Source organism: Salmonella sp. JXY0409-18 (genome assembly GCF_020268625.1).
Lineage (GTDB): Bacteria > Pseudomonadota > Gammaproteobacteria > Enterobacterales > Enterobacteriaceae > Salmonella > Salmonella enterica.
On the sequence record NZ_CP084217.1, the window covers coordinates 167,584 to 180,615 of the forward strand.

At 46.3% G+C, this 13,032-nt stretch carries 17 protein-coding genes; all 17 read left to right on the plus strand.

Going from position 1 to position 13,032, the window contains the following annotated elements:
* Positions 1–148 precede the first annotated feature (148 nt).
* Positions 149–1,096, plus strand: a complete 948-nt coding sequence (locus LDB27_RS23165; protein WP_164846946.1) for a flavin reductase — start codon at positions 149–151, stop codon at positions 1,094–1,096.
* A gap of 407 nt (positions 1,097–1,503) precedes the next feature.
* Positions 1,504–1,881 (plus strand): hypothetical protein, encoded by a 378-nt coding sequence (locus LDB27_RS23170; RefSeq protein ID WP_000853477.1) that lies wholly within the window; start codon positions 1,504–1,506, stop codon positions 1,879–1,881.
* A gap of 94 nt (positions 1,882–1,975) precedes the next feature.
* Positions 1,976–2,404, plus strand: a complete 429-nt coding sequence (locus LDB27_RS23175) for a hypothetical protein (RefSeq protein WP_001133498.1) — start codon at positions 1,976–1,978, stop codon at positions 2,402–2,404.
* A 64-nt stretch (positions 2,405–2,468) separates the two neighbouring features.
* On the plus strand, positions 2,469–2,726 hold the full coding sequence (locus tag LDB27_RS23180; protein WP_001290637.1) for a hypothetical protein: 258 nt from the start codon (positions 2,469–2,471) through the stop codon (positions 2,724–2,726).
* A gap of 155 nt (positions 2,727–2,881) precedes the next feature.
* Positions 2,882–3,490 carry a hypothetical protein gene (locus LDB27_RS23185; protein WP_000833773.1) on the plus strand — a complete coding sequence of 203 codons (609 nt, stop codon included), beginning with the start codon at positions 2,882–2,884 and terminating at the stop codon, positions 3,488–3,490.
* Between the two features lie 168 nt (positions 3,491–3,658).
* Positions 3,659–4,909, plus strand: a complete 1,251-nt coding sequence (locus tag LDB27_RS23190; protein ID WP_000104323.1) for a site-specific DNA-methyltransferase — start codon at positions 3,659–3,661, stop codon at positions 4,907–4,909.
* Between the two features lie 280 nt (positions 4,910–5,189).
* Positions 5,190–5,336, plus strand: coding sequence for a hypothetical protein (locus LDB27_RS23195; protein ID WP_001426334.1), 147 nt, complete (start codon positions 5,190–5,192; stop codon positions 5,334–5,336).
* Between the two features lie 415 nt (positions 5,337–5,751).
* Positions 5,752–6,078, plus strand: coding sequence for a hypothetical protein (locus LDB27_RS23200; protein WP_000556022.1), 327 nt, complete (start codon positions 5,752–5,754; stop codon positions 6,076–6,078).
* A 65-nt stretch (positions 6,079–6,143) separates the two neighbouring features.
* Entirely contained in the window at positions 6,144–6,401 is a 258-nt protein-coding gene (locus LDB27_RS23205; protein WP_151418773.1) for a hypothetical protein, read from the plus strand.
* A 226-nt stretch (positions 6,402–6,627) separates the two neighbouring features.
* Positions 6,628–7,419 carry a hypothetical protein gene (locus LDB27_RS23210; RefSeq protein WP_000774870.1) on the plus strand — a complete coding sequence of 264 codons (792 nt, stop codon included), beginning with the start codon at positions 6,628–6,630 and terminating at the stop codon, positions 7,417–7,419.
* 51 nt (positions 7,420–7,470) lie between these two features.
* On the plus strand, positions 7,471–7,920 hold the full coding sequence (locus LDB27_RS23215) for a hypothetical protein (RefSeq protein ID WP_000182314.1): 450 nt from the start codon (positions 7,471–7,473) through the stop codon (positions 7,918–7,920).
* A 172-nt stretch (positions 7,921–8,092) separates the two neighbouring features.
* Entirely contained in the window at positions 8,093–10,477 is a 2,385-nt protein-coding gene (locus LDB27_RS23220) for a phosphoadenosine phosphosulfate reductase family protein (protein WP_000469466.1), read from the plus strand.
* Positions 10,478–10,726: 249 nt separating this feature from the next.
* A complete protein-coding gene (locus LDB27_RS23225; RefSeq protein ID WP_001180999.1) occupies positions 10,727–10,966 on the plus strand; it encodes a hypothetical protein in 240 nt (79 codons plus the stop codon).
* A 62-nt stretch (positions 10,967–11,028) separates the two neighbouring features.
* Entirely contained in the window at positions 11,029–11,340 is a 312-nt protein-coding gene (locus tag LDB27_RS23230; RefSeq protein ID WP_000172889.1) for a hypothetical protein, read from the plus strand.
* A complete protein-coding gene (locus LDB27_RS23235; protein WP_000159618.1) occupies positions 11,337–11,525 on the plus strand; it encodes a hypothetical protein in 189 nt (62 codons plus the stop codon). The genes LDB27_RS23230 and LDB27_RS23235 overlap by 4 nt, the downstream gene beginning before the upstream one ends.
* Positions 11,526–11,585: 60 nt before the next feature.
* Positions 11,586–12,119: an HNH endonuclease gene (locus LDB27_RS23240; protein ID WP_000241454.1), complete on the plus strand. Its 534-nt coding sequence runs from the start codon at positions 11,586–11,588 to the stop codon at positions 12,117–12,119.
* A 111-nt stretch (positions 12,120–12,230) separates the two neighbouring features.
* The gene (locus LDB27_RS23245) at positions 12,231–12,842 is read left to right on the plus strand and encodes a DUF6012 family protein (protein WP_077248242.1); all 612 of its coding nucleotides are present in this window, start codon (positions 12,231–12,233) and stop codon (positions 12,840–12,842) included.
* The last annotated feature ends 190 nt before the right edge of the window (positions 12,843–13,032 follow it).

The window sequence follows — 13,032 nt, forward strand, 5'->3', positions numbered from 1 at the left end:
CATATTTAGTACCCTTTCCCCGAAGCCTACTGCGAACTGCCAGCTTACAGATTTGCAGAATGAGACGGTCGTCCCTTCCATAAGCCCTATTTCGCTTTCACTTAACCCCTGGTCGATCAATTCCCAGTCCCGAACCCGGGAATTGAGTATGGCCACGCATGGTCTTAACCTGATCTGTGCAGTCACGGATGAGCATACCCGTCAGATAGTAGACTTTTGCGATAACCTTGGACAGCAGCTTAAGGATCCGGACGACAAAAGCGCCTGGGTTAAGCTCATTAATTCTGAATGCGCATTGCTTAATTCTCCGCGTTTATATCCCGTTCTGCTGGAGCCGGAGACACCGGCACAATTTGAAATCTTTGTGCCAGCTCCGGAAGATGGCGATCACGACACGGTTATAGCCAGCGTTGTTGAAGAATGTTTCGGAGATGAATGCCGGTACAGAGCAACGGACAAAGCTTTTGCAATGTCGGAAAAGCCAATCATCAGGCTGGAAGCACATTTCAATGACAAACGGGAAAAGGTTTTAGAACTGACCTTTTCCAGTTTCAACCTTTCACTTTCTGCGTCCGTGTATGAACACCAGCTACGTCAGATTTTATTACTTTGCGAAGATTTTGGCGTAAGGCTTCAGGGTAGAGCCGGGGCATCCTGCCACATCAATATGCGCAGCGCTTACCGTCGTCTTGCACATGTCGGCACCGGCTCTCGCCCAGGTGATGGGAGTGATGTGCGGGGCTATACCTCATCTAAAGAGCAAAAAGATGTTAAGGGGCTGCTCGATAAGTCAACCAGGGGAAGTGAGCTTGTACCGGCGAGGCACGGGCAGCAGTTTAACGGTGTCTTAGTGAATGCCACACCCGCACCGGCCACGACGGGTTTTATATACCTGTCGCATGATTTTCCGGAAGGCCAGTTTATGATGACAGCCGAGGTGTTGCATGTTGGAATAACACCGGGCGGGATCTACTACATTGAAACACTGGACGGATACCGGTTTATCGTTACAGCGTTTGAAAAGGGATTAATGAACGGTTTAAGGGAGTTTTTGGCTGTAAATGAGGACTACTTTAAGTATTACCGCTGGTCTTAGCGTCTGACCTGAAACCGGTAGGCCAGGGAAGGCAACCGGGAAAATGCAATTTAACCTGATCCTCTCCCTACCACTACCTTTACCCACGTATAATAGCCCGACCAAATTATAATGCCCGATCACCGCATTGGCTGAAACCACACATATTCTTCTTAGGCCTCGCCTGATGAACTTCGACCACAAGACAAAGGAACGTAACTAATAAATAAAATTTATGAGCTGCACAAAAGTTACTTTTCCATAATGGCGCTTCACTTACATTGTGGTTTCATAATCATTGTTGGTATTTAAAAAGGATGTGTTCAATCTTAAATAAAAGGCGGTGTTTTTTTTCTGAAAATTTGCTGGGAGGTTATTAGCTGGGGGTTGGGTAACAGTATAATAAGTACAGATGAAAAGGAGGTTTTATGAAAACGTTAGACGTGATTTCAACTCAACTCAACTTTAATAATCTGCTGAATCAGGCAGGATATAATCTTTCAGAAATTGTTGTTAAACGCTACAGCGCTGCACCCGCCTTTAACGAAGGGCACTGGTTGTTCATTGCAGAGCAGGATAATCGCTACATTGAAGTGGTCAGTCTTCTTTCAAAGGCATCAGAAAGCGGAGAGCAGCATGTCGATATCTTTATCAATATGTTCGAAGATCCGATTGATGACATTATCTCCCGAAACATTGAACCCAAAACATTTGCGACACTTTATAAATACATTGAACGTATACCTTTTACACCGGACGTAAAAAAAGAATTCTTGAGCAGTATTGAGACTATTAATTTTAGTTAACTAAAAATTACAGATTTTCTTTCACCAAGTTATTAGGTAATGATATCGACCTGGTATCATTACCGTATCATGAATATGGACGGGGACGGGTAAAATGCCTAATAATACTGAAGTCATTAGCTGCGACTTATTTTCAATTCTTTCCTCACTTAATTTTAGTGTTGAGGATATTACAGGGCTAACTCCGGCCAAATTCAGAAAGGGGGCTTTCTTGCATGCAAAAATATCTGCAAGCCAGGCCACGCGAGCAGCTGATATTTCCCTTCAATTACTCACGGATCGTGTTTCAGGTGAAATGAACTACGTAATAGTAATTGGCAGGCACGAAGGGCTCCTGCAAAGCGAAGCAATTGACCCAAACGCTGATAAGCAGTACCGGGAAAACCGTCATTCTCGCCATTTTATCCCAGTAACCGATGCCAATACCAAAGCCCTGAAAAAAACCTGCAAGGTAATGAAAACATATATCAAAGAGCAGGCATTTAAGCCTAACACCTGGGGGCACAATTTCATTAAGGGTTGATTTATTCTTGCCCCGGTGAACCGGGGCAACGCTAAATTAACCTCAACCTGAGCTGGAGGCACAAATGTCTGAAAAACACTTTATCGTAAAGATCCAGAACCGTAACGGCGACCATGAGAAAAGCTATGTTCGTATACTCGTCAGCGATTGTGAGAAAAATGCTTGCCAGACGGCACTGATTTCCGAGTGTGCTGGCGAGGTTGAACAGCTGAGTTTTGAAGACGGTGGGGTTTATGACTACAACGGCGAAAATCACTACAGTGTCAGGAGCTGCGTGGAGGTTGCCCCTGAAGATGTTGCAACTTTGCAACGCTACCTTTAACACCTGCGGCATTAAAAAAAATATCGGGTGTCTGTTACAGGATGCCGCTGTTTTAAACGATGCCTCAAAGATCGCTATCGCTCCTGATGCCTTCATTAAGAGCGGGTTTGTGGTAGGTTCAGCGTAACAAAACTACTGGAATTTTGGTTGCCTCGATGAAGAGCTGCTTTTCTGATTTACCCGTTAAAGACGGCAAGTCCGGAACTTGGAAACTGGACACTTTCGAAATTACCACAGATAAGGCGCTGACCCTCGCCCTTCGTGCCGAGTGTACTGGTAATACAGATGAGTTTATCCCGCCCGGTAGATATCGCCGCTTGTCCAACGGCTGGGATGTGGTGATGTCCAATACCCCGATGGAGATCCGAACCTGCCAGGATTTTATAGAGCGAGCCACCGGGCGGGTGCTCATTAATGGTCTTGGTCTTGGTATGGTGCTCCACGCCATTCTTCAGAAAGACGATGTAACCCATGTCACGGTAATCGAAAAAGAACAGGATGTTATTAACCTCGTTGCAGCCTCGTTTGCAACCGATCTTCGCGTTGAAATTATTAATGCTGATGCAATGGAGTATTGTCCACCAGCTGGCGTTACGTACAACGCTTGCTGGCATGACATATGGACAGACTTCGCAACAGCTAATCTCGCACAGATGGATAAGCTGGAAAGTAAGTACCGGGACATCTGTGACTGGCAGGGATCGTGGGGCAGGGAGGAGTGTGAGCAAAAGCTCATTGAGTTCCAGAATCTTGAGGCTGATTAATCCAACTTGCGAAGGTGTCTCCGCTAAAGGAGCCCGGCTCGCTCTGTGCAAGCCCAGCTGTGCTGCATGATTTGGCAAAGTCTTCAACAAACCAGATCGGTCTGATTTAGTAATCTCACTTCCAACCATCAGGCCGATATAATAACTGTATCCCCATTAGGATGGCTGATGAGTACGATTAATACGGACTTAATTGCGCATATCTACGCTGCCTCCGAATCGCCGTTGACCAACGACGAGCTTTATCGCGAAGTGCAGCGTAAAACTGGCATGTCGGATGCCGAATTGCACGAACTGAAAGAATTTGGGTCAGATAAAACCAGAACCAGCGGCGTCAAACATAAGGTTCGCTGGTTTCAGCAGACTCTCCGTCAGGCCGGGGTCATCGAACGCGTTCCAGAAAAACGGGGCGTCTGGAGATACGCCTCTAAGACGAAAACAAACCTGCATGAGTCATGGGAAAAGCTCTGTGTTGTCGGTTTCTCAACTTCTCTTGGGGCATCGGTTTTTGGAAACGCCTATGCCTTCTTCAGCAATATCACCGAGCAAATTCATCTTTGCCTGACCTCGCCACCTTACCTCCTTCGAAATTCAAGAGACTACGGGCACGGAGGGGGGCGTGGCGAGCAGGCTTATATTGACTGGCTTCTGCGTATCCTCGAACCGATCGTGAAACAGCTTGTACCGGGCGCAAGTGTGGCATTGAATATCACTCAAGATAGCTTTAATAGGGGTAGGCCTTCACGTTCTCTGTATCTGGAGCGTCTGACACTGGCATTATGTGACAAGCTGGGGCTTGAGCTCATGGACAGGCTTCAGTGGGTGAATCGCAGTAAGCCCCCATCGCCAACGCACTGGGCATGTAAGCAACGGGTGCAGCTCTGCTCATCGTATGAGCCTGTGCTGTGGTTTACCAATGATGCGAGTAAGGTTCGTTCAAACAACTTACGTGTACTACAACCGCATTCAGACCAGCATCTAAAATTGCAGGCAGCAGGCGGTGAAAATCGCACGACCTTTTATGGTGATGGGGCGTACCAGCTTAAAAGCGGTTCCTTTGGAAATAAAACAGAAGGAACGATCCCCAAGAATACTTTGTTTTACGGCAATAGCTGCGCTGATACGAGATTTTGCCATTCCATTGCCCGCGAGCTCGGTTTTCCGCTGCACGGTGCAACGTCTCCTACCAGGCTTGCAGCGTTTCTGATTGAGTTTTTGACAGAGCCGGGAGATCTTGTTGTAGATCCCTTCGCTGGCTTGCATAAAGTCCCCATCGCAGCCGAGCGACTTGGCAGACGTTGGCTGGCGACGGACAAAATCATGGAGTGGCTGGCGATTTCCCGAAACCTTTTTACGGCCGCACCGGGATATAAGAGTAACCCCATGCTGGATGAGCTCGCCGAACTGTATCGGACTTAATGCAAGTTAACGGTTTTGATAAAGTGGTTTGAAGCGACAAACGGTTTATTCATTTAGCAGTGGTTCCACCAGAGAATGGCAATATTAACGGCTTAGCATATACCGCTGAGATAATCAGGTAGTCATTCATTTCCGGTTGTCTGTATTAACGAGTGTATTCATTATTCACTTGTTTCTACGATATAGACCCAACAAAAACAAATTGATGGTTGTGATACAGATGTTGTTGGATTAACTAATTTGGTAATTTAGACGGTTTCTAAATTAAAGGTGGACAGATATGAAGTCAGATTCAGAAATGGCTTCTCCTATCGAGTTGCACATTGGCGATCATGTCCAGCGGCATGGTGCTTTATCTGAGGTCATGCATATTGTTGAATCCAAATGCGATATTCCCGGCGGCATCCGGGTAGCAGCATGCATTTGACGGGTTATCGGTAACGTTCCGGGCAATATTCCTCGTGGTTGGCTGGAAACACCGAAGCGTATGGCTGAGCGAGGCGTTAAGTGGGCGACGAGTCTGCCCGGAGGGCTTTACTTTAACATGCAGGGGAACGCACATGCGAAAGTAAGCCGGGTTATTCGTAATGTGACTAACTGAAACTTTTTTCTGAATTGCGGTGTAAAAGTTACTTTTCACCGCGTCGTTTTCCATCACTACTAATTCAGAGTTTTTCTGAAATAAGCAGAGTTAAAGCTAACGATTTATTCAGGCCATTTTATTCTAATCATTATCCTACACTTCAAAAATATGCAATATTTTTTCTTCTGACCTATTAGCCAGAATTCTCGATTCGGTATCATTTACTTACGGTAATTCTTTTAAAAACGAGGTAAATGGCATGCATTCTCAGGATCCTATCACGAAATTAACCCAGACGTTGCAACGCGACGATGGTTCTCAGGTTCGTATTGTAGCGCAGCGGGGATATGGAAGCGGGCTTACAGCCTCGCTTGATGTGTACGTTCTCCGTCGTGATTCCTCTGAAAGCAACTGGTCACTGTGCGGAAAAGATCCTCACCCCGAGTGGAGAAAGATGTCAGTAGATGAGTATCAGAAATTTGGACGCTCAGAAATGCTGCGCTATGCCACACCAGGTGAAATTCTCAGGGTGGCATCCGCTATTGGCCAGCCAATGAGCTTCCTCGATGGCAACCCTGCGTTTTAGCCTGAACCCTGGCGACGCCTTTTAAACCGGCGTCATTCTTTTTACGAGCAACAGACGGAGAAAAAATGAATCTGAACGAACGAAGCACGAGCGCAGCGACGCCAGATTTGAACCGACTTTATCTCATTTCCGGGCGCATTATGTTTGATGATGATGATCAGGCCTACCCGGTCGAAGCCGATTCCCCTGGTGATGCAGAGGAGGCTTTTCGGCATCATATTGCCGACAGTGCCGACGACTTAGAAAAGGTGATTATAGTTTCCTCTACAAGTTTCGCTTCAGCTCACAGCAGTCGCGTAATTTGTCGGCCTGCCGTGAAGTAATTTCAGCTTCCAATGATATTTCCCTCTTTATAAAAGCCGCCGTCTGGCGGTTTTTATTTGCAAAAATGAATATTAATCCTGAACAATATTAATTTAAGATGAGGTGGTGTTCATATTCTTCTTAATATTTTTTCTAAAAAAACGACTTCAGGTTATTAGTTGGTAGTAGTGTGTTTGTTATGATCTTCTCATCAAATACATTAATTAAATAATCAAGGAGTCAACTGTGGCAGATAATTATACTCTGGCGTCGTTTATTATTCCCTGCACTCAGGAGCAGGCTAAAATGGCACAAGAAGCAATCACATTCGTTACCGAAGCAGAAATTGCAGAAGGTGAGCGTTTGCTTGATAAGCCACTGGCAGATTGTTCTCTGACTGAGAAGCTGATTCTCAGTATTATTGAGAACCACCCTGAGTATGACCCTTCAGAGCCGAGCTTTGGGCAACCATCCTGCCCAGACTGTAATTATGAACTGTCGTTCGCAACAGAAGTTAACAGCAGTGGGCTGTCAGTTTTTCATGGAGAGACTATTGATCTTGACCATGCAATTTGCCTCACAACTGCCGTGCTGTCGGTATTCGACCTCCCGGAAATGGTAACAATTACTGCTGCATTTACATGCAGTAAAAGCCGGACAGATGAATTTGGGGGTATGACTATTCTGGTCACAAAGGATACCCACTATTACCAGGATGGCTGTCAGTTTTCTCGTCTCATGAATGAGGCTCACAAAGCCGGTATCCAGTATGCTCTGTGTAAAGTGACGCATTACCACGGTGAGAGCAGCTATGTGGCAAGCTATGTCCTGAGCTGCGACGTAGCGGATTCAGCCCAGGAGGTCGTTAACAGACGACTGAAGGCATGTGCCGGAAAAGAGCCAGAAGACGGAATCTATATTCTGAGTGAAGAAGACAACACCAGTCTTTCGGTCGAACTCGTTACAGAACTGTCTCCGCTCGATTACGACAAGCTGAGCAAGCTTCTTCCTTCCCTTGACACCCTTTGCGGCGCATAAGCCTGCCTGATAACCGTAGCCACCGGTTCCCCCGGTGGCCTGGAGCCTGCCATGACCAATAAATTCATAGTATCTACCGTTGTTTGCATCAATGACTTTGCAAGTGATGTTCCGCAAAGTGTTTCCTTACGGATAGATACAATGCTTGAACAGCGTATCCGCAAATTGGCGACATACGTGAAAAAAAACGATCTTCAGTTAACTGAGTTTTACTTCTATGACGCTAACTGGTCATTTTGTGGTGAAGATGAAATTCAAGAAATAACAGACCAGGATGAATATAAGCATAGCGATAGCACAAGGCAGGAAGCGATGCTGCGGGAAGTAATGCCATCAGCACGTACGGAATGCCCGGTTATTAGGGTGATGAAAGATTCATTTCAGCTTTCTGCTCTACCACGCCATTGTGGTGATGACATGACTCTTAACACTCCTTCAATTCCGCTGTCTGAGTTGAAAACAAATGTCACGGCTTTTATTACACCACCAACCTATATCTAATAGCTGTGCTGGGAGATTAAATTACAATGGGTTTTTATTTTAAATCTATTTAAGAATTAAATTTGCGTGATTTTGATTTAATATAATTTCGCTAAATGGTTGCGCTGTAGTTATTTTAAAGTTCTAATAAAAATATCAGTGATGCAGCATATGCCGTGGTTCAGGAAAATATATGTTTATTGAAAAAAGTGACTCATTCCTTGAATTACCCTCAGAAGTTATTTTTCCTGAGGCGGCTAATGCTGCCATTTTGAAACATGATAAATGGGCTGATGTTTGGGAGACCCTGACAACCGATGCCGATCTGAACTATACCGATGAAAAGGAGACTGTGAGTCTTTCTTCTCTGGTCACGTCAGCCACATCTGCTATTTATCAGGCTATTACGGACGGATGGACGATGTGCGTGGGATACAGTGGCGGTAAAGACTCCCATTCTCTTCTTCACCTATTTCTGATGGCATTGATCAGGGCAGTACGTAACGGCACAAATATCAGCGAACATCATTTCATTCAGATGTCCGATACGCTGATCGAAAACCCTGAGATGCACTATCAGGCTTCACAGGTTCTCAACCAGCTTAGAATGTTCATTGCTGAACACCAGCTACCGGTCACAGTCCTTGTCGCCCAACCGTCTCTTACGCAGAGCTGGGTAGGCCGCATTCTGACTGGACGTGGACTTCCGACCTGGACTAATTCTTCAACCCGTCAGTGCTCAACCGACTACAAAATCGCCCCCCTGCGCAAGGCCAAAGCTCGTTATCTAAAAAACGCCCCGGCATCCGTACGAAGCAGGGTATGCCTGATGCTGGGCTCCAGGGATGATGAAAGTGCCCGAAGGGCCGGAAATATCCTCAAAATGGGAGGGCAGGCGAGGAAAGTAACCCTGACTGAGCACGGTGGTGAACTCTATCCAGTAAAGGAGTGGCGCACTCAGGACATCTGGTCTTTTCTAATGGCCTGTGGTTCCGAATCCCGCTTCCCTTTACCAAGCTTTATGCCGGATAACTTCAGCCTGGCAACGCTTTATAAAGACGCCACCGGAGAGTGTATCTGGTCGCCGGAGAAACCCACGCGAACCTCAGCTTGTGGGGCTAGATATGGGTGCTCGCTTTGCACAGCCGTAGGGGTTGACCATTCAATGGAAACGCTCCTTCGCACTGACCCTGAGAAATATGGTTATCAGGCAGGCCTAAGTCGTCTTCAGCGATTTCTTTCTAAGATCCAGTACGACTGGAGCCTGCGGGATTATATCGGTCGTAAAGTGTTCGAAGGCGGGTATGTGCGTCTTCAACCCAATATCTTTTCTTCGTCCCTGACTGAACGTCTTTTTCATGTCTGTTGCAGCCTTGATTATGTTGAAGCCAGACGTGCGGCAAAGCATCGCAGAAAGCTACTTTCCGGCGAGGTGGACGATACGGCTTATAACCGTCGTATGGCTGAGCCACAATTTCGGCTTGTACATGAAGCAAACGTGATCCACGTTGATTTCCTCTGGTCGTTGCACTGTTTCAACCCTCGCCCGTTTCGGGCAATTGAGATCTATCGCAGAGTCTGGGAAGAGGCCGATCTGGACCTTCTTGAGGATGAGCCTGACATGCTGCCTGTGGCCCGTACACCAATGCCAGCTCCACTCTGGATGAAACTGCCCGGAGGCCGGTTCGGTACAGCTTATGATGGACTGACTGATACGTTGCCGCTGATGACCTATTTTGACGGGCAGGCTGACCCCAGGGCTTCACGTAGCCTAAAGACCGGAGAGAGCAGTTCTGTCGTCGTGGCATTCGAGGAAGAGGATGAGCTGACTGTTGAAGAAGATACGGCGTCCTGGATTATCTGGCATGAATACGACGGGTTACGCCAGAGCATCGCTGACGGTGAGTTTACTCCAACGACTGCTGCTCAGTATCTTCTTCGTTATGGCGCGGTCCGAATTTCAAAAGGGAAGGGCGCTGTCTATCATCGTCTCGCACAACGGGGACAAACCTTTTCCCGCCTGGGGATAGGCGAAAGAGTGTCGCTTCCAGAGCTGGTTGCCAGTCGGCGTTTTAAAATACTCAGCGATACTGCATACCGTCAGGTTGTAGCCCGGAAATTGCGTGGACAGATAAAAAAGTTCAGATTCTGGGCATGCGTAGCTGCCTGTGTACAGTTGCACGTACACAACAAGACGGCACTCGGAGAAAGAATCTTAACGTTACTCGAAGGTGAGAGGGAACAGCAACAAGGTGCGATCCAGGCGAAGCTGAAGGCGGGAATGATGGATGCAGTTCTAACTCTGTGTAACCAGCGACTCCGGGTGAAAGAAAATACTAACCAGCCAGAGGAGTTCCGCTATTACCGTGCCGTAAGAGCTCGTTTCATGCGCCATTTATCTGAATGCCTTAAGCCAGAAAATGGCGGCGTTATCCGTGACGTTATCTGGGAACTGAGGGTGCTGAGCAGTGCTCACGGTACGACCAAAACAGGTTTTTACTATGTCGATAGCAATCGCCCGACAGCGAAAGGACTGTTAAACCGCCTTCTGATGAGGATGGTCAGGCAGGTCGTATAAGCGTCTGAAACGCGAAACACACGAAAATGAAGGGGTTATACAAAAAAAACTTAGCTTTGATCGTGATGTAATGTGGACATCATGTCCAAGCGTTGCTGCATCCAGAAAAGTAACTTTAATCCTGTTGATACAGCCTTTGCATTACCTGTTTACGCATAGCCTGGAAACGTTCTAATTAAACCAGACAAATATAAATTTAAATTAATTCACTCACCCCCGGAATCGGGGAACTAAACAAAAGGATCATCAATGCAAAATCAAAATACCCCCGCTCAGGAAAAACACACCGTATACCTTTTTAATGCTGAACATGCTGACAAGACAGCCGCCAAGCAAGCCGGGAAACTCTTCACGCTGGACATTGAACACCCAATGACCCTCAACGATCTCTCGCTGCTGTGTGAGTCGGTCGCGGACGCTGTGGGAGCACCTGGCGGTATTAAATATGAAATCACAACAGAGCCTAATGGGGTTCAGGAGGAATACTGAATCAGTGTGGTGTGAGTCCATTTTAATTTGAGGTTTCATGAGTTCTATCGAGAGGCTGAAGTATGACTTTGAAAATGGGAAGTCCCCGGACTTCCAAGCCTGAGGGGCCATTTGTATTAATCACTTTTGAGGGGGACGAATTTCTTTTTGATGACAGACATAATGTCGTCAAGATAAATGGCAGGCCTAAAAAAATGGATGTAAAGCGAAATTATTTTGAGTCCGATCTGGGAGAAGGGAAAGCGAAATACTGGACTTTAAATATCGAAGAGGCTCATCGGTTCAATTCGATTGATGAAGCGACAGAACAACTTTGTAAACTGAATCGCCCTCATCTGATCAAAATTCGCAAAGTTGAGGGGGTATCTGAATGACCAAAGAGATGTTTTTACGCATTTTAAATGAGGCACAGGCTCGTGTGGATAACGATTCGCTTCCGCTTGATGTTCGTATCCGGTCACGCACCACGGTAAATGATTGCGTCATCCGGGCAGATAAAGAGGGGTGGCCTATTGAGTATAAACAGAAGGTCTGGGTAGAGGCAGTCAGTGGCTGTTAACTTCAGCGGTTACTTAAGCCAGCTCCTGTGCCCGTGAGATTAGTAAAGGCGGAAAATGATATGGTCAAGGTGATAAATATCAACGGGAATTTAGTTGAGTTACCTGAGCCCTCAGCAAAGTTATCCAAAGCGGAATCACCTGATGGTAGGTTCTCAAAACCTAAAAATAAGATCTCTAAAATACAGCGAGCTGAGCTGCGAATGAAATTTGGGGGGCGTTGTGCCTATTGTGGTTGCAAGCTTCCTGAAAAAGGGTGGCATGCCGATCATGTTGAGCCTGTTCGACGCGACTTTGAACTGGTGAGAGCCCCGGTCGGCAGCGGCGTAACTCATGTTGCCCGAAGTACGGGTAAGGTTATGCACCCTGAACTGCATGCAATAGAAAACTTATTTCCATCATGCGCTCCCTGCAACCTTTTTAAAGGAGCTTTTAGTGTTGAAGGAATGAGAAATGAAATTACCAAACAGGTTGAACGGGCTCGCGCATATAGCGTGAATTTCCGTACCGCAGAACGTTTTGGTTTGCTTCATATTGTAGTAAAACCGGTCGTCTTCTGGTTTGAGCAGTATAACGAACAGAAACAAAACGAATAATTTCTCAGAGACATAAAACAAGTCAATCAACAGTGGTTAACCAATTAAAAAAGTCTATTAACTATTTTGATGCTGCTGAGGATCTGCCAGTTATATCCATAAAAGGAGAAAATGATGTATCTGCATCTTGTGCCACGTATTCTTCACCATATGAAAAACAAGTGTACTCTCATGTCCGTGTCTGTCCCTGAATTGTCACTTGAGCTTAAAGCTGATTCGCTGGTGGCAATGAAACCCTATCCCAACAAGACCTACCACGTTGGCATGCTGAAGGGGCGACGAGCATTAAATGGCTTTCTGGTAAAGAGCCCACGAACTTTAGCTGAGTTCACAATGATAACGCTCTGGGAAATAGACGGCTTTGGGGAAATTAGTCATACCGTAAAAACGCTCGTTCAGGACAACGACTATGACCTGGTCTCCCACGATGTCCTTTTGGCACATGCATACCATCAGACGGAGGAGGGATTGGGGTACCGTGTTCATCCATCCTATGACAGTTTAGCCCCTGTCGATTTTGAGCCAACAATGCAATCCCGGTACATAAAGGAATCCGACCTTTCTCACGACGTATGGGAAACCTATTCATGGGGGGAATTTCTGCGTTCGCGTGAAGAGACATTTCTGGCGATGACCATTTCTTCTTCTCGTTTAAACCACCCTGCATTTATCAGAGGAAACCGGCTTCCTCAAACTGACCAGGCCATCATTATTAGTTCCTAACTCTGCCTGGAATAAAAGTCAGACGACGGGTCAGATTTCTAGCATCTAATTAAATGAATGCCCGGTAAGCCGGGCTTTGTCTATTCAGCAATCAGCTTCTAAAATATAGTTGCTAACCGAAATTCACTCCTCCAGCTTGTTAGCTAAAGTGCTTACTTATGTATAATAATTTACGTCTGGTTATAAATTT